Raw genomic sequence first — 18,192 nt, forward strand, 5'->3', positions numbered from 1 at the left:
TTCATACATTATGAATATCTTCTTTAAACTCATTTAAACTTTCTATAAAACTATTAATTTTTTTTATATTTTGTTTATATTTCTTAATATCAATAATTATGCCTTCCTTATTAGGAATTATTATTTTTTCAAGTTTTTGCTTATATATAAGATTATCGTCTTTCAAGATTTTCGCATAAACCATACAATCACCTACGGTTTTCATTATGTTATCTAAGTCTCTTCTTCTTTTATTAGGCAATATAAAGGTTATATCAACCTCTACAGGCACTAAAAACGTTTTATTTATTTTCTCTTGCTGTTTTTGAAGTTCCCATATTGCTCTATTTATTTTTAGGCTTACATCTTTTGGAATTATATAGCGCTTATTTTTTATTTTTACCCTATTAGCTTTTGAAGGAGGTATAAAAGATAAAAAATATCTCAACTAAACCTCTTGCTTTTTTAATTTTTTTATGATTAATAATCATATTACAGTTAGAAAGCTAATTAAAGTTAGTTGTTGTTAACTTAAAATTTGTGATGTATATTTAGAAAATTAGGATATTAATATGAAGCAAAAATGTAATGAAATGAGCTTTAAATACGTAAACATGTTCAGAAAAGGATCCAATCTTTATCAAATAAAAATTTATCAAGGAGGTATTTTCCAATGAGAAATTTCAAAAAATTTTCTCTTTCTGTAGCAGCAGGATTAGCAGCATCAGCAGGTATTGCTTTAGCAGCAGATAAACCTGCAAACCCTAATATGCTCATATGGGTTGATGATGCGAAAAAAGTTTTCGATTCAAAAGGAGCAGTTTTTGTAAGTGGAGATTCAGACAAAATGTTCAAACAAGGTCATATTCCAGGTTCAGCACATGCATTTGCTCATGATTTACACCTTTTAAATGATATTAAAAAATGTAATGGTCTTCCAATGTGTAAAGAAAGAGCTGAAAAATTCATTGGTAGTCTTGGGATAGATAATAATACAAAAGTAATAGCTTATGATGATGGTAGAGGTCCTAACGCATCTGGTGTATGGTATTTCTTATGGCTCTATGGTATTGATGGTTTAAACGGACAAAATAGAATGATGGATGGTGGATTCAAAACTTGGGAGAAAAAAGGATATCCAGTAGAAACTGGTGAAGGTTCTAAACCTGCACCTAAAACTTTTAAAGCTAACATAAATTGGGATATCTTAGCTACAAAAGAAGAAGTTTTAAAAGCAGTAGAAGATATTAAGAAAAATGGTAAAAAATCAAAATATTTCATACTTGATGCAAGAAGATTCAATGAATATGTTGGAAAGGCTCAACTTGAAGCTCTTGCAGAACCTGGAAAACATGAAAAAGTTAAAAGAGGTGGACATATCCCAGGAGCAGTATTCTTTGAATGGAAAAAAGTTGCAGGTAATGCAAATGGTAAACCTGGAAAACATTTATTCAAAAAAGTTAAAAAACTTAAAAAAGTATTCTACAAAAAGCTAAAGAAGAAAGGATTTGACCCTGAAACAGATACACTTATTACATATTGTCACGTAGGAACAGGTAGAGGTTCATTCATATTTGCAGCTGCTAAATATATTGGTATAAAAAATGCTAAAGTTTATATTGGTTCATGGGATGAATGGGGTAATGATCCTTCTTTACCAATTGCAAAATAATTTCAAAGGGGTATTTACCCCTTTGATTTAAAAAAGGAGGTTTAAGTTATGGAATATATGCATCCTTTAATAATGGGTCTAATCACAGGAGCCTTATTTGGTATTGTTCTTCATAAAGTTGGAGCTATTAGATACTCAAGGGTTGAAGGTCTTTTACTTCTTAGAGATTTAAAAATAATGAAATTTGCATTTACTGCTATTGCAACTGCTTCTATTATTTATGGACTTGTTGATATTTTTGGACTTGCTGAACAAACAAATATAATCCCAAGGATTATGCCATTTATGGGTATTGCTCACCTTGTTGGTGGATTTTTATTTGGTATTTCTATGGGAGCAGCAGGATTTTGTCCTGGTACTTGTGTTGCAAGAGTAGGAGCAGGTAAGTTTATAGCTATTGGTGGAGTAATAGGTTTAATATTAGGTATTGTACTTTATAGTATGACTCAACCAGCTCTTGTAGAAGCAGGAATCCTTGGAACTAAAGAAAAATTAACTCTTTACGGACTTTTAGGTGTTCCATATGGTACTTTAGCAGTAGCTTGGGGCACTTTATTCTTAATATTTGCCCTTATAGCAAACTGGCTTGATCCTGCTAAAAAATTTGAAGAAGGTAAACCTTTCCTTTCAATAAAAGAAGAATGGCACTGGCTTCCATCTGGAATAGCTGCTGGATTAATAATTACATGGGCAACTGCTCAAGGGGAATATCTTGGATTTTCTGGAGCTACACTTGCTCTGGTTGGATGGATATCTCATGCAATAGGGCATCCTTTAGCTGTAGTTCCTAGAATTAATGAAGGAATTATTTGGCATGCAGGATTAATTATAGGTGTTTTGCCGGGAGCATTTTTAAGTGCAATAATATCAAGAACATTCAAATTTGATGTTGTTCCACCTTCTTTTGCAGAAACAGTTACTCCAATTCCATGGGTAAGAATACTTCTTGTATTCTTTGCAGGAATCGGTCTTGCATATGGTGCTATGATTGGTGGTGGATGTACAACAGGTGCATTCATATCTGCATATCCCACTTTATCAATAGGTTCTATGGCAATGAGTGCTACTTACTTTATTGTAGGGATCTTAACAGCACATCTTATTTACTTTGGAAGATGGAGCAAGTTCTTAGAAACTAAACCTGATGCTGATAAAGTTTATGACTAATACAAGAGAGGTGAGAAAATGAGCAATATAGAAAGATTTTTATACTGGATAGCAATAGTTGTATTAATAGTGGCAATAATTGGAGTTAAAGGAAATATCTCAAAATTAGAACAGGTAGCTACTCAAGTTTCATCACAAGTGGAGGAATAAAAAATGAATCCAAAAGTAGAGCGTGCTATTTATATAGGAATAATTTTTGTGCTTGCAATAATACTGGTAAGTTTTGGAAAAAAACAAACTGAGCTTCAAGCTAGTATTCCTCTTACAGTTGAACAACTTTATAAAAAGTTACAAAATCCAAAATTAAATATACAGATTATTGATGTTAGACCTTATGAACCTTCAGAAGAAGAAGAGGATGATGCTGAAGATTATGAGTTTTATACATTAACTCATATTCCAGGAGCTATACCTTTACCTGATTGTGATGAAAGTAAAGCACCAAAGGAAGCTTTAGACCATATAAACTACTATTTACCAACAGTTATTGTTTCAAAAGAAGGAGATCCTAAAATTTTTGAAAAGTGTAAAAAGAAATTTAAGATATCTCAGAACTTAGCTGGTGGTATGCAAGCTTGGAATGACGCAGGATATCCAACAGAAGAAGATGAATATGTACCTCCAAAAGCTGGTGGTGGTGGAGGTTGTTTATAATAAATATTACTAGAGAGGGGTCCTTACCCCTTTTTTTAGTAAATTTTAATATTATACTTTTAATAAGGAGGTTAAGCTAATGGCCTTATCAAGAAGAAACTTTTTAAAAGCTCTTAGCATAACAGGAGCAGGCCTTACAGTAGGTGGCAATGCTGCCTTTGCAAAAGATAAAGCTCTTATAGTAGAAGATCCTAGAGCTTCTTATCCTAATAGCTCTTTTGTTGAAAATATGTATAGAAAAGAGTTTGCTTATACTTATGGGAAAAAAGAGGAGCATGGAACAGCTTATCACTGTGTTAACTGTCAGGGTAATTGTGCTTGGGATGTATGGGTTGATAATGGAATAGTTACAAGAGAAAACCAAGTAGCAAACTATCCACAAATCAATGCAAAAATACCTGACTTTAACCCAAGAGGTTGTAATAAAGGGGTTCAACACTCACAAATAATGTATGAAAAGGATAGAATCTTATATCCTCTTAAGAGAGTTGGTAAAAGAGGAGAAGGTAAATGGAAAAGAATTACATGGGATGAAGCTATTACAGAAATAGCAGAAAATATTTACAATACACAGAAATAGCAGAAAATATTTACAATACTATGTTAACTAAAGGACCAGAAGGTCTCTATGTTCACGTTGGTGCAGGAATGCTTACTGAAGCAAGAGCAGCATCAGGTAAAAGACTTGGAACACAGCTTGGAGCACAAAGACCATACATAGCATCTTATGTTGGTGATATGTTTGCGGGTGTTACAGTTGTTTATGGTGAAGGTAATGTAGGATGTACTTGGGATTATTACTATACTGTTAATACTCAAGTTTGGTGGGGAATGAACCCTAATACTTCAAGAATCCCTGATGCTCACTTTGTATGGGAAGGTAAATATAATGGTGCTAAAGTAATAGTTATATCTCCTGAATTTAACTCAACAGCTATACACGCTGATTTATGGATTCCTGTAAAAGCAGGATATGATGCACATCTTGCAATGGCTGTAATTGATGAAATTATCCAAAATAAACTATACAAACCGGAGTTTGTAAAACATTTCACAGATTTACCATTCTTAGTAAGACTTGATAACAAAAAATTATTAAGACTTTCTGATATAGATGTAGAAAATCCACCTGCTGAGCTTGATGAAGAAGTATATAAAACATTTGAAGATCATGCAGAAGGTGGAGAGTTTGAACCAGAAAGTTGTTTCTTCTCTTGGAATACAAAAACAAATAAATTAACAATTATGCCTGGAACAGAAGGAAATCCTGTAAAAACTTTAAGACTTCATGATGTAGCTTGGGATATAGATCCAGCTCTTGAAGGAACTTGGGAAGTTACATTAAAAGATGGTAGCAAAATAAAAGTAACAACAGTATTTGAACTTCTTAAAAAAGAAGCAAGAAAATTTAGCAAAGAAAAAATATGGAAAATAACAGGTGTTCATCCAAAAATGGTTGAACAACTTGCAAGAGATATAGCTCTTCCAAAAGTTGTTCAAATTACAGTAGGTTTCTCCCTTGGAAAATACTTTAATGGTGTATTAACTCATAGAGCTATAGCTTCAATCCCTGGATTAACAGGAAGACTTGGACCATTTGGTGGCTTATCAACAGAAAATGAAGTTGCTATATCTGGAATGGGTAAACTTTCTGGATTTGCAGGCAAATACAAACAAAGATTTGCATCTGGTTTTGTAAGTGAGTTTGTTTATGGAAACTTGCTTGAAGATGCAGAAAAACTTTATGATGATGAAGATGTAAGAAGAGCAACAGGTCTTTCAAAAGAAGAATATTTCAAAAGAGTTAGAGAGATACTTGACAACTTTGGAAATGATGAAAAATGGAAAGAAAATTTACATGAAAAAGATGGAAAACCTTACTGGGATACATTTGAAACTGTTTTACTTTTTGCAGATTCAAGATTTAGAAGAAATAAAGGTATGACTTATAAAAAAGCATTCCTTGAAAGAGCTAAATTCTTTGCTTATGTTGACTTTAGAATGAACTCTACAGCACAATATGCAGATATAGTTTTACCAGCTAAATCTCATTATGAAGTATGGGACTTAAGAACAAACCCTGGATACCATAGATTTGCAAATTTAGCACAACCACCTGCAAATTTAAAACCAGTTGGAGAATCAAAATCAGAATGGGAAATATGTACATTAATCGCAGAAAAACTACAGGAAATTGCCCTCAAAAGATTTGAAGAAGCTAAGAAAAAAGGAGAACCAAATCCTGAAAAATATATAAAAATACCAGATCCTACTCACTCAAAAACTGGATATAGAGACCTTGCAAACTTTGTAAAAGAGTTTACACAAGATGGAAAAGTTAGAACAGATAAAGATGCAGTTGAATTTGCTCTTGAAAATGTTGAACAGTTCCAACCTAATACTATTGAGTCAATGAGAAAAAGAGGTGGATTCCTTGTTTTAAACGAAAAAGCAGGAAAATCTTCTCCACTCTATCCAGATAAACCTTATAACTCATTTGAAAATAACTTATATATGTTTGAAAGATTTGAAACATTATCAGGAAGACTTACTTACTATGTAGATCATCCAATTTGGATAGAACTTGGCGCTGCTGTACCTACTGCAAAAGATCCTATAAGACCTAAGAGATTTCCATTTGTATTAATGACTCCTCACGCAAGATGGTCAATTCACTCTACATATAAAACATCTACACTCTTACTTAGACTTCAAAGAGGAAAACCTTATGTAATGATTAACCCTGAAATTGCTAAGAAAAAAGGAATTAAAGATGGTGATGAAGTAAGAGTATTTAATGATCTTGGGGACTTCTATGCAATGGCAAAACTTTATCCATCAGCTCCTAAGGATGCAATTCTATTAGAGCATGGATGGGAACCTTTAATGTTTAAATTCAATAGAAACCATAATGCAGTAGTTGGTGATCTACTCAACCTCCTGGAACTTTCAGATGGTTGGGGACATCTTAAATTTGGTGGAAACTGGGATGGTAACCAACATGCTTATACTACTTCAGTAGATATAGAAAAAGCTTAATTTTAAGGAGGTAAAAAAATGTCAAAAAGACAACTTGCAATGGTAATGGATTTAAATAAATGTATAGGTTGTCAAACTTGTACAGTAGCATGTAAGACTCAATGGACAAATAGAAATGGTAGAGAATATATGTACTGGAACAATGTTGAAACTCAACCAGGAGCAGGATATCCAAGAAACTGGATGGAAGCAGGTGGTGGATTTGATGAAAATGGAAACCTTCAAGATGGTATAATCCCAGATATGGTACTTGATTATGGAGTACCTTGGGATTATAACCATGATGAACTTTTTGGAAATGCTGATACTGATATTTTACAACCTGATTCAGATCCAGTATGGGGGCCAAACTGGGATGAAGATGTAGGTGCTGGAGATTGGCCAAACTCATACTACTTCTATTTACCAAGAATATGTAATCATTGTTCAAACCCAGGATGTCTCGCAGCTTGTCCAAGGGATGCAATATTTAAAAGAGAGCAAGACGGTATAGTTCTTGTTGACCTTGATAGATGTCAAGGATATAGATACTGTATAGCAGGATGTCCTTACAAAAAAATCTATTTCAATCCTAAACTTTCTAAATCAGAAAAATGTATATTCTGTTTCCCAAGAATTGAAAGAGGACTTCCTCCAGCATGTGCTCATCAATGTGTAGGAAGAATTAGATTTGTAGGATTCTTAGATGATGAAGAATCACAAGTTTATAAACTTGTTCATAAATATAAAGTAGCATTACCTTTAAGACCAGATTTTGGAACACAACCTAATGTATACTATGTGCCACCAGTACTTGCACCTCCTCAAATAGATGAAAGTGGAGCTCCTATTGAAGGTTCAGAAAGAATACCTATGGAATTCTTAGAAAAATTATTTGGACCAGGAGTTCATGAAGCAGCTAAAACTTTAAAAGCTGAAATGGAAAAAAGAAAAAGAGGCGAAGAATCTGAATTAATGGATATCCTTATAGCTTATAATCACAAAGATATGTTTAGACTTGATGAGAACTACTATCAAGAATTAGCAAAAGAACAAGGATTAAAAGGAACAGAGTTCTTCAAAATAATAGATTACAGATATGTTCAAGGTGCGAATACACCAAAAATGGAAGTAAAAGCATATTTTGATGTTAAAGAGAGTTCTCACGAGGGGTAATTACCCCTCCTTTTAAAATTATGAAAACCTAAGGAGGACAACGATAATGAAAAAATGGTTTGCAACTGCCTTATCAGGATTTGCAGCTTTAACTACTGTAGCTATGGCTTCCGAATATAGTGCATTTTACAAATATGAAGTATTAAATGCTAAAAAGGTTTCTTCTAAGCTTACAGCTGATCCTTCATCATCTGTATGGAAAACAGTTCCAGGCAAATATGTATATCTATATCCTCAAGTTTCAGTAAGATTAAATGATAAAAAAGCAAACTCTTTAATTCCTAAAAAAAGTTTACAAAGAGCTTTAGTAAAAGTTGCTTATAATAATGAAGTTTTAGCAGTATATGTTCAATGGAAAGATAATACTCCTTCAACTCAAGCAAAATATAATACTGATAGCTATGCAGATGGTGTAAGTATTGAAGTGCCAAATAAATTTGGAAGAGGAATTACACTTCCTTATATTGGAATGGGAGATGAAAACCATCCAGTAACTGTTTATCTCCAAAAAACTGTAGCAGGTAGAGATTATCAAAAAGTATTTGTTTCAGAAGGATTTGGTTCTTTAACAGAGATTAAAGAAGAAGGTTCTGATATATCTATGAAATATAATAAACAAAAACATCTTTGGACTGCAGTATTTGTAAGACCTTTAAAAACTGAAAACTCAAATCTTAAAGCAGGTCTTGTACCTATAGCATTTGCTATATGGGATGGTAAATATATGGAAAGAGATGGAAACAAATCTCTTTCAAGATGGAAATTTATAAGACTTCCAAGTTATAGCCTTGATAAAGAATATTTAAAATATGTAGCATGGGGAATACCTTATAAAAGCATAGGAAATCCTGCAAGAGGAAAGCAGTTAATGAAACAAAATGGATGTAATGGATGCCATAGATATGATGATCAACAAACAGCACCTCCAGGAATGGCGCCAAACTTATCTGATATTGGTGGAATAGCAAATGCTCCTTATTTAAGAGAATCTATAATAAACCCAAGTGATGTTGTAATAAGAAACTTAAATCCAAATAGACATTACAATAAATTTGCTAAACCAGATAAATTTAATGCTTATCCAAATAATGATATGTACACTTGGTATACAGTTGGACCTGATGGTAAAAAAATGTCAAAAATGCCTCCATACTCTCATTTATCTGAAAAAGATATTAATGACATAGTTGCATACTTGAAAAGTTTAAGAAATTGGAAGAATTTTAAGTAAGATCTAATTAGGAGGTGATATATTATGAGCTTAAAAAAATTATTGGCTTTATTTTTAGCTATAATAGCTATATCTGTTTATAATCCTGCAGTTGCTGAAGAAGATGATGAAGATAATGAAATTGATTTAACAAGTGCTGTAATTACTGCAGAGTCTTGTGCTAAAGAAGCTGAAGAAACTGGAGAATTTTCTGTTCTTTCATCATGTCCACCTCATAAAGCTTTTGAAGGAATTCCTGCAGATAAAATATATACAGCAGCTCCAAAGGTAGTTGTTTTTGATGTTACAGAAGGAGAATATTACTACGTAAAACCAACAAAAGATGGAGTTACATACTCAGAGCTCCTTGAAGGTTTTGGTGGTACATTAGATGGAAGTGGTGTAATAGTTGGTGAAAAAAATGGAATTTCTATAGTTAAGTTTGAAGAGGTAGACATTACTCCTAAACCAAAACCTGGATTCTTTAAAGGTTGTTTATAATCTGATTTTAATTAATTATTAATTTTTGAAGGGATACTTTTAAAGTATCCCTTTTTTTATTAAAAAAAATATGTTAAATATAGATAATATATGACAATATATAATCAAACCTTTAGGAGGATGGCCAAATGAGATTAGGTTTTTTAGTGGATCTTAGCCGATGCATGGGATGTATGGCCTGTGCTGTATCATGTAAGGCCGAAAATAATGTTCCTTTGCACAGCTGGAGGCTCAGAGTAAAATACATAGATCAAGGAGAGTTTCCAGAGACCAAAAGACATTTTGTTCCTTTAAGATGTAATCATTGTGATAATGCTCCTTGTGAAAGAATCTGTCCTGTTTCAGCTCTTCACTATCTACCAAATGGAATTGTTAATGTTGATCATGAAAGATGTATTGGATGTGCTTCATGTATGATGGCTTGTCCTTATAATGCTATCTATCTTGATCCAATTACAAACTCTGCTGATAAATGTACTTACTGTGCTCATAGAATAGAAGTTGGTATGATGCCTGCTTGTGTTGTTGCATGTCCAACTCATGCTAATATCTTTGGAGATCTTGATGATCCTGAATCTGAAATTTCTAAGTACTTACAAGAACACAGAGATGTAATGGTTAGAAAACCAGAGCTTAATACTCATCCTAAGCATTTCTATGTAAGAGGTTCTACAGTAGCTCTTGATCCTTTAGCTTCAGAAAGACCTGAAGGATATACTTTATTTACAGATGTAGAATTTTTAGATCATATAGGAGGGCATTAAAATGTTAGGAGCAGAAGTAACTTTTGATGTTGCACTACCTAAGGTAGTGTGGGGATGGCTTGTTTCAACAAATATGTGGGCAAAAAGTATAGCAACAGGAACATTTTTACTTGGACTTTATTTCATAAAAAAATATCCAGAACAAGATAATTTCTTTAGAAAATGGCTTCCAATACTTGGAATAATATTTATAGGTATTACTCTTTTAGTTACTGTTTTAGATTTACACCATATGTTTAGATTTTGGAAAATATTTGTATTTGCACACTTTACTTCAGCAGTTACCTTAGGTGCATGGGTAGTTTCAGCTTTTGTAATTGTTCTTCTTATAGCATTTTGGTCATGGGTAACTGGAAATAAAAAACTTTTAGATAGAATTATGATTCCTGGATTTATTTTGGCATTTTTTTCAACTATTTATACTGCTGGAATAATGGGAGAAGCTACGGCAAGAGAAGTTTGGGTATTTCCTGCTGAAATGATCTCTATGCTTTTAAGTGCAATGATAGCTGGTTCTGCAGCTTATTTAGTAGTTGATGCAATTTATGGAAATGTTTTAAAAGAAGAAATAAGAAGAGAGCTTGGATATATACTTTTCGGTAGTGCAGGATTAGCAGCTGCAATGTTTATTGGAGAGCTTTTCTTTGCAAAAATTCATAGTGAGTTTGCATATAAGACAATAGAAATACTTGCTTTTGGTGATGTTGCTCCATTTTTCTGGGGTGGAATGTTTTTGACATTTATAATACCGATGGTATTGGTAGGCATAGCAAATGAAAATAAAAAATATCAGTATGCTTTCTTAGGTGCATTAAGTGCAATTGTAGGACTTTGGCTTATAAAACATGCTTGGTTAATTGCTCCACAATATTTACCATTAAGTTAATTAGGAGGGTAGCATAAATGAAGACAACAAGAAGAAATTTTCTTAAAACTGTTGCTGCAGCTGTAGGTGGTGCTGCTCTTGTAAAAGGAGCAGTAGAAAAAGCTTCAACAGATGCAGTAGCATCAGAAAATTCAAATTTAACTTTTACACCAAAACATTTAGATTATTATCCACCGTTTGATAAGTGGAATGATTGGAAAGAACCTGCAGGAGATGTGTGGAAAGAAAAGGGAGGAGCTTTAAGAGGTGGTGTAAAGCTTATTAATTACATGATTATTCCTACTGTTTGTTCAAACTGTGAAGCAGCATGTGGTCTTACTGCTTGGGTAGATAAAGATAATCTTACAGTTAGAAAATTTATGGGAAACCCTTTCCATACAGGTTCAAGAGGAAGAAATTGTGCTAAAGGATATGCAACTCTTTCTCAGATGTATGATCCTGATAGAATTCCTTTCCCACTTAAAAGAGCTCCAGGTTCTAAAAGAGGAGAAGGAAAATGGGTAAGAACAACATGGGATGAGGCTCTTGAAACAATCGGAAAAAGAATGAGAGAAGTTATTAAAAAAGCTAAAAATGGAAATGAATATGCTAAAAAGATGATAATGTACCATGTTGGAAGACCTAACTATAATGGATTCCAGCCAAGAGTAGTTTGGTCATGGGGTGGAGATTACCATAACTCTCATACCAACTTCTGTTCTTCAGGAGGAAGACTTGGTTCTATAACTTGGTCAGGTGATGATAGAACTTCTCCAGATTTTGCTAATTCAAGATTAATATTCTTATCTTCTTCTCATGCTGCAGATGCAGGTCACTATTATCAACAGCACGCAGGTTATATAGCAGATGCAAGAGCTAAAGGTGCAAAATTAGTTGTAATGGATCCAAGACTTTCAAACTCTGCAGGTATGGCAGATTTATGGATACCTACATGGCCTGGTACAGAAGCTGCAGTATTCTTAGCTATGGCAAGCAGATTATTACAAGAAGATAAATATAATAGAAAATTTGTAGAAAGATGGTTTAACTGGAAAACATTTATAAAAGATAAAGATTATCTAAACTTCCTTAAAAAAGAAGGTATTATCTCAAAAATACCTGAAGGTGAAACATTTGATGATTTCATATCTGTATTAAAAGAGATTTATGCACCATATACTTTTGAATGGGCGGCAGAAGAAACAAAAGTACCTGTTGAAAAATTAGAAAAACTATATGAAATGATTTTATGGGCAGGAGATAGAATTACTTCTTACTTCTGGAGAGCTCAAGCTGCTGGAAACCGTGGTGGATGGATGCAGGCAGGAAGAACAGGTAACTTTTTACTTGCATTAACAGGCTCTATCGGAGGAGTTGGTGGAACAGGATGGCACCACTGGCATGGACTTGGTGTAGGTAATAATGGTGGAGCTTCAACATTAGCAGATAAACCTGAACCTGTAGATGCTTGGAGTGAGTTATTATGGCCTCCAGAATGGCCTATATCATCTTATGAACTTAGTATAATCCTACCTCATTTACTTTCTGATGAAGAATGGAGAAAGAAATGGGAAGCAAGAGGGTTAAAAATACCAAATAAAATAGAAGTTTGGTTTGGTAGAATATATAATCCAGTTTGGACAAATCCAGATGGATTTAGATGGATAGAAACTTTAACAGATGAAAATAAATTTGGTTTAACAGTTCATCTATCTCCAACATGGTCTGAAACAAGCTGGTTTGTTGATTATATCCTTCCTGTTGGACTTGCAGGTGAAAGACATGATAATCAAACAGCAGAAACAAAACCTGAAAGATGGACAGCATTTAGACAACCTGTATTAAGAGTAGCATTACAGAAATTAGGTTGGAAACCTCAAAATCCTGCAAGAGCAACATTAGAGGCTCATAAAAAAGCTGGACTTGGTGAAGTTTGGGAAGATGATGAGTTTTGGATAAATCTTGCATGGGCTATAGATCCAGATGGAAGTCTTGGAATTAGAAAATACTGGGAATCTAAGAAAAATCCAGGACAACCTGTAACTGTAGAAGAATGGTACAATGCGGCATTTAGCACAATACCAGGGCTTAAGAAAATATGTGAAAAAATGGGAATTACTCCTTATGAATATATGAGAGATAGAGGTGCTTGGACAGAAGAAACAAATGTTTATAATGTAATGGATAGAGAAGTTCCTTATGATCCTGTGAAAAATGCAATAAAAGTAAAAGGAAAATGGATACCACTTTCAGAATGTGATATAGATGAAAATGGTGCAGTATTCTTAAAACATAATAATGCTAAAGAATATCACTCTGAAAGACATATATTAGCAGTTAAAAAAGATGGTAAATTTGTAAAAGGATTCCATACTCCAACAGGTCATCTTGAGTTCTACTCAAAAACACTTGTTGAGTTTAAATGGCCTGAATATGCAATTCCAATATATCCAAGAACAGATGAGCAAAGAAGAAAATGGATACATATACTCTCTCATGTTCACCATTCATATATGAAAGAAGATAATGCATTCTGTTTAAATCCAATATTTAGACTTCCTTATAACATTCACACAAGATCTGTAAATGCAAAATGGTTAATGGAAATATCTCAAAACCATAACCCTGTATGGATATATGAAGGTGATGCAAAAAGACTTGGAATTAAAAGAGGAGATCCTATTAAATTAAGAGTAATAGATACTTTAACAGGAATAGAAACAGGATACTTTGTAGGAATGGCAATGCCAACTCAGGCAGTTAGACCTGGAGTTGTAGCTTGTTCTCACCACCAAGGAAGATGGAGAGTTAAAAACTTTGTAAATGTAGAAGGATTTGATCAACCTCTTGGAATTATGACATTTGGTTCTACAAGAGTAGATATTCAAAGACAAGGAAATACATGGAGTATGAGAACTGTAGAAGGAACTCTTCCAAGAGAAGTGGAAATTAAACATAAAGACAAAAACCTACAATGGCCATATCCAGAATTTAACAAAGATATTAAAGATGTGTGGTGGAAAGGAACAACAGGTGTATGGCAAAATGCAGTATTCCCACCAAACCCTGATCCACTTTCAGGAATGCAGTGCTGGCATAAGAAAGTATTAATAGAAAAAGCAGGACCAGATGATAAAATTGGAGATGTTGTAGTAAATACAGATGCAACATTTAAAGTATTCCAAGCATGGAGAGACCAACTTACAAGACCAGCTCCAGGACCAAATGGATTAAGAAGACCTAAATGGATGCCAAGACCATGGTATCCACATACAGATAGTTCATATAGAATGCCAGGTACTGGACATTCAAGTCATGAAGGATAAATTTTATAAGGAGGCTTTTGCCTCCTTAATTTAATAAAGAGGTAAAACAATGGAAAATATTATTGATATAACTCAAGCAAGAATAAATATGTACGGTTTTTTATCAAGACTTTTCATAGAAGAGATAGATCCTTTTACTTTGCAAAAAATAAAAGAAAATGAAGATTTACTTGAACTTTTTCCTAATACTAAACAATGGGATAAATTCAAAGAAAAAGATATAATGAAACTTATAGAAGAAGATTTAAATGTTGATTATACTACTTTATTTATCTTAAATGTATATCCTTATGAATCTGTATTTGTAAACGATGAAGGACATATTAACCCAACAATAACAAATCCAACCCTCGTTTTCTATAGAGAGCATGGTTATGCAATAGACTTAAATAAAACAAGAGCTTTATCTCCTGATCATATAGGTGTAGAACTTGAGTTTATGATGAACCTAATTCAAGATGAACTAAATGCAATTGCAAGAGAAGATGAAGAAAAAGCTAATGAATATAGAAAAATACAAAAGAAATTTTTAGAAGAACATCTTGCAAATTGGGGACTTCCTTATTTACTTGCAATAAAGGATATAGCAGAAACACCTTTTTATTATGATGTTGCAGATGCAACATTAGAATTTTTAATGTCTGACTTAGAATATTTAAACGAAAAATTAGAATCTCAGGTAAGTTAAAATGGCAAGATTAAATTTTGATATATATTCTTGTGTTAGAACCTATTATAGATTTTCCTCTTGTCAAAAATGTATTGATGTATGCCCAGTAGAAGATGTGCTCTATATAGAAAACGATAAAATTAAAATAAATGAAGAAAAATGTATATCTTGTGGTGCTTGTGTAGGTGTTTGTCCAACAGAAGCATTTTCATTAAAAGGTTTTGATCTAAAAGAATTTCACCAAAAATTTATAGAAACAGAAGAACATTTAATCAGTTGTAAATTAAATGTTCCTTGTGTATCTGCAGTAGATAGTCAGTATTTAGTTGCTTTTGTTTTAGAAAAAAATTCAGATATTATTCTTGATATAGGCCACTGTAGTAGTTGTCAGATAGGAAATTTAAAAGAAAGAATAGAAAATATAGCAAAAGAGGCAAATTATGTTCTTGAGCAGTTAGGTGTTGAAAATAGAGTAAAACTTGAAGAAATAGCATATGAAAAACCAGAAGAAGAAAAGAAAATAGAAAGTAGAAGAAGTTTCTTAAAAAGATTTACAAAACAAACTGCAGGTCTTGCTTTTTGGGCATTAGCTCCTAATATTCCAATAGAAAATGAAGAAAATAATGAAGAAGAAGTAAAAAATTTAGTAGAAGAAAAGGTTGTTCCATACAAAAGGATAGCTTTTATAAATGCTTTAAAGAACTCAGACATAGATTTTAAAGATAAATATTTAGAAGTAGATAAAATATCTTTTACTTCTGAAAAATGGATAGACAATAAAAAATGTACTAACTGTTATATCTGTTATCATATGTGTCCAACAGGTGCTTTAAAAGAAGGAAATAATAAACTCTCTATCTTATTTGAACCTGCTTTATGCGTAAAATGTAGAATTTGCCATGAAATGTGTCCAGAAGATTGTTTACATTTAGCTGATAAATTAGAGTTTGATACATTTGTAAATAAAGTGGAAGTTCTTGCAGAGCATGTAATGATACCTTGTGAAGAATGTATGACTCCTTTTTCATACAAAGGAGATTCAACAATCTGTCCAAGATGTAGAAAATTAGAAGATGAGATAAAAGATTTACTTAAGATAGGGGACTAAAAAAATTAAATATTAGAAAAACATATATATATTAATAGTTTAAACTATTTGACAATAAAATAAAAATATGTTTAATATAAAAAGATATGTAAAATACATTAAGTAATTGGAGGTAAGAAAAATGCGTAAATTGGTAGGTTCGGTAGCAGTTGCATCGGCTGTATTATCAACAGCAGCTCTTGCAACAAATGGAGACAACCTGATTGGTGTATCACCTGCATCAAGAGCTATGGGTGGAATTGGTGTAGGTATGCCAGTAGGAAAAACAGATGCAATTTTTAGAAACCCTGCTTGGATGTCTGCAGAAAAAGGTTTTAATGTAAGTTTTGGCGGAATCTTATTTATGCCTCATGTAAAAGGAAGAAGTATGGACTCTGGCGGAGATAGTGGTTATATAACATCAGATGCAGATACATTCGTCATCCCAGAAGTAGGTATTGTAAATCAAATTAATGATAGTTTAACAGTTGGCATTGGTGCTTTTGGTGTATCTGGTATGGGTGTTGATTACAGGAATAAGGATCCTCGTCTTGCAAATATGCATACAAATTTACAGTTTATGAGAGTAATTCCTGCTATTTCTTATAAAGCAATGCCTGGGCTTTCTATTGGGTTTGGTCTTGATTTAGCTTATGGAGCTTTAGATTTAGGGTCTATAATGCAATATCAAGATCCTAATACAAATCAAATTAAAAAATGGAATGCAGGAGGAGGAGTTTCACAAGATTATGGAATAGGATTCCAATTAGGTTTAGCATATCAATTAGGAGATATGATATATGCAGGATTTAACTACCAATCACCTATAAGTATGACTTACAAAAAAGTTTTTGATTCTGATGGTAATAGGCAATTTGAAGATTTAAAACTAACACAGCCTCAAGAAGTAGCTATTGGTATAGGTGCTAAACCTTTAGATAATTTAAAAGTTGGTTTTGATATAAGATGGATAAACTGGTCAAGTGCTAAAGGATATAAAGAGTTTAAATGGGATGATCAATGGGTATTTGCATTAGGTGGAGAATATACAATTGACAAATTAAAATTAAGAGCTGGTTATAATTATGGAAAATCTCCAATTAAAAGTGGAAGTAATTTAAATATGGGAAATTCTAATAATATTCCTGATTTTGCACAGCCATTCCCAGATTATAAAGTAGCTTGGTTTAATTTAATTGGATTTCCAGCTATAACTGAACATCATATAACACTTGGTGCAGGCTATCAGTTTACTAAACACTTTACTTTAAATGTATCTTATGTACATGCATTTGAGAAAAAAGTTGAATCTACAGCTACTTATATGGCTCCAAATGATTATCTTGCAGGAGCTAAAAACTCTCAAGACTCTATTGGTGTAGGTCTTGATTGGTCATTTTAATGTAAAAGTGGAGGCTTTTAGCCTCCTTTAATCAATTTTCTATTGGAGGGAGATATGAAAAAAACTGCATTATCTATAGGATTTTCATTAATAGCTACTGCTTCATTTTCGTTTGCACAACCAGCATTTATGTCTCCAGAATATGCTAAAGAGTTTTGTGATTTATGGAATAAAACTCCTGAACTAACAGAAGGTCTTGCTAAATGGGCTAAGAATATTAAAGAAGGAAAAGAATATAGAAGTATTCAGTTTTACAGAAGTGATTGCGGGGGACCTGAAAAAGCAGTAGAAGTTCATATTATTCCAAAAGATGGAAAAGCTATCTGTGTTTATGGAGGAAAAGCAGTAGATCCAAACCCTGACTTTCAAATGTATGCAACTGATGAAAACTGGAATTCTCTTGCAAGAGGTGAGTTTGGATTTATGGGTATGGGAATAATGTCAAAAATGACATTTAAAGGTTCTAAATGGGAAGCTATGCAAAATATGGGTCCATTTAAAGCTTTCTTATTAAACTTAGGTAAAGTTCCTCACACTAATCAATGTCCTTAGTATTAATTAAAAACTAAATTTTATAAACTTTAAGCTGGGTTATCCTAGCTTCTTTCTTTTTATATGTCTATATATCTATAGATATTTTTTATTAAAACAAAAATATAGATGTTTTAAAATATATTAAATATTTATATTTTCTATATAAA

Annotated in this window: 17 protein-coding genes; 16 read left to right on the forward strand and 1 reads right to left on the reverse strand. The window is 32.7% G+C overall.

Features of this window, described 5'->3' with window-relative positions:
- Position 1 precedes the first annotated feature (1 nt).
- Positions 2-427, reverse strand: coding sequence for a RusA family crossover junction endodeoxyribonuclease (locus tag CLV39_RS05705; protein WP_121923278.1), 426 nt, complete (start codon positions 425-427; stop codon positions 2-4).
- Positions 428-652: 225 nt separating this feature from the next.
- Between CLV39_RS05705 and CLV39_RS05710 the strand changes: the two genes are divergently transcribed.
- From CLV39_RS05710 to CLV39_RS05775, 16 genes are all read left to right on the forward strand, one after another.
- Complete coding sequence (locus CLV39_RS05710) at positions 653-1,651, forward strand: sulfurtransferase (protein ID WP_245960328.1); 999 nt, start codon at positions 653-655, stop codon at positions 1,649-1,651.
- 48 nt (positions 1,652-1,699) lie between these two features.
- Entirely contained in the window at positions 1,700-2,818 is a 1,119-nt protein-coding gene (locus tag CLV39_RS05715; RefSeq protein ID WP_121923279.1) for a YeeE/YedE thiosulfate transporter family protein, read from the forward strand.
- Positions 2,819-2,836: 18 nt separating this feature from the next.
- Positions 2,837-2,968, forward strand: a complete 132-nt coding sequence (locus CLV39_RS08815; protein ID WP_281271974.1) for a hypothetical protein — start codon at positions 2,837-2,839, stop codon at positions 2,966-2,968.
- A gap of 3 nt (positions 2,969-2,971) precedes the next feature.
- Complete coding sequence (locus CLV39_RS05720) at positions 2,972-3,472, forward strand: rhodanese-like domain-containing protein (protein WP_121923280.1); 501 nt, start codon at positions 2,972-2,974, stop codon at positions 3,470-3,472.
- Positions 3,473-3,551: 79 nt separating this feature from the next.
- Positions 3,552-4,052: a molybdopterin-dependent oxidoreductase gene (locus tag CLV39_RS08820; RefSeq protein ID WP_281271975.1), complete on the forward strand. Its 501-nt coding sequence runs from the start codon at positions 3,552-3,554 to the stop codon at positions 4,050-4,052.
- Positions 4,053-4,072: 20 nt separating this feature from the next.
- Positions 4,073-6,511 (forward strand): molybdopterin dinucleotide binding domain-containing protein, encoded by a 2,439-nt coding sequence (locus CLV39_RS08825; RefSeq protein WP_281271976.1) that lies wholly within the window; start codon positions 4,073-4,075, stop codon positions 6,509-6,511.
- Positions 6,512-6,529: 18 nt separating this feature from the next.
- The gene (locus CLV39_RS05730) at positions 6,530-7,666 is read left to right on the forward strand and encodes a 4Fe-4S dicluster domain-containing protein (protein ID WP_121923281.1); all 1,137 of its coding nucleotides are present in this window, start codon (positions 6,530-6,532) and stop codon (positions 7,664-7,666) included.
- Positions 7,667-7,712: 46 nt separating this feature from the next.
- Positions 7,713-8,897, forward strand: coding sequence for a c-type cytochrome (locus CLV39_RS05735; RefSeq protein ID WP_245960329.1), 1,185 nt, complete (start codon positions 7,713-7,715; stop codon positions 8,895-8,897).
- Between the two features lie 24 nt (positions 8,898-8,921).
- A complete protein-coding gene (locus tag CLV39_RS05740; protein ID WP_121923282.1) occupies positions 8,922-9,377 on the forward strand; it encodes a hypothetical protein in 456 nt (151 codons plus the stop codon).
- 128 nt (positions 9,378-9,505) lie between these two features.
- Positions 9,506-10,141, forward strand: a complete 636-nt coding sequence (locus CLV39_RS05745; protein ID WP_121923283.1) for a 4Fe-4S dicluster domain-containing protein — start codon at positions 9,506-9,508, stop codon at positions 10,139-10,141.
- A 1-nt stretch (position 10,142) separates the two neighbouring features.
- Entirely contained in the window at positions 10,143-11,027 is an 885-nt protein-coding gene (gene nrfD, locus CLV39_RS05750) for an NrfD/PsrC family molybdoenzyme membrane anchor subunit (RefSeq protein ID WP_121923284.1), read from the forward strand.
- A gap of 17 nt (positions 11,028-11,044) precedes the next feature.
- Complete coding sequence (locus CLV39_RS05755; RefSeq protein ID WP_121923285.1) at positions 11,045-14,332, forward strand: molybdopterin-dependent oxidoreductase; 3,288 nt, start codon at positions 11,045-11,047, stop codon at positions 14,330-14,332.
- A gap of 49 nt (positions 14,333-14,381) precedes the next feature.
- A complete protein-coding gene (locus CLV39_RS05760; RefSeq protein WP_121923286.1) occupies positions 14,382-15,020 on the forward strand; it encodes a TorD/DmsD family molecular chaperone in 639 nt (212 codons plus the stop codon).
- A 1-nt stretch (position 15,021) separates the two neighbouring features.
- Positions 15,022-16,110 (forward strand): 4Fe-4S binding protein, encoded by a 1,089-nt coding sequence (locus tag CLV39_RS05765; protein WP_121923287.1) that lies wholly within the window; start codon positions 15,022-15,024, stop codon positions 16,108-16,110.
- Between the two features lie 121 nt (positions 16,111-16,231).
- Positions 16,232-17,491, forward strand: a complete 1,260-nt coding sequence (locus tag CLV39_RS05770; protein WP_121923288.1) for an OmpP1/FadL family transporter — start codon at positions 16,232-16,234, stop codon at positions 17,489-17,491.
- Positions 17,492-17,545: 54 nt separating this feature from the next.
- Positions 17,546-18,043 (forward strand): SCP2 sterol-binding domain-containing protein, encoded by a 498-nt coding sequence (locus CLV39_RS05775; protein ID WP_121923289.1) that lies wholly within the window; start codon positions 17,546-17,548, stop codon positions 18,041-18,043.
- Positions 18,044-18,192 lie beyond the last annotated feature (149 nt).

It is taken from the genome of Hydrogenothermus marinus (assembly GCF_003688665.1).
Lineage (GTDB): Bacteria > Aquificota > Aquificia > Aquificales > Hydrogenothermaceae > Hydrogenothermus > Hydrogenothermus marinus.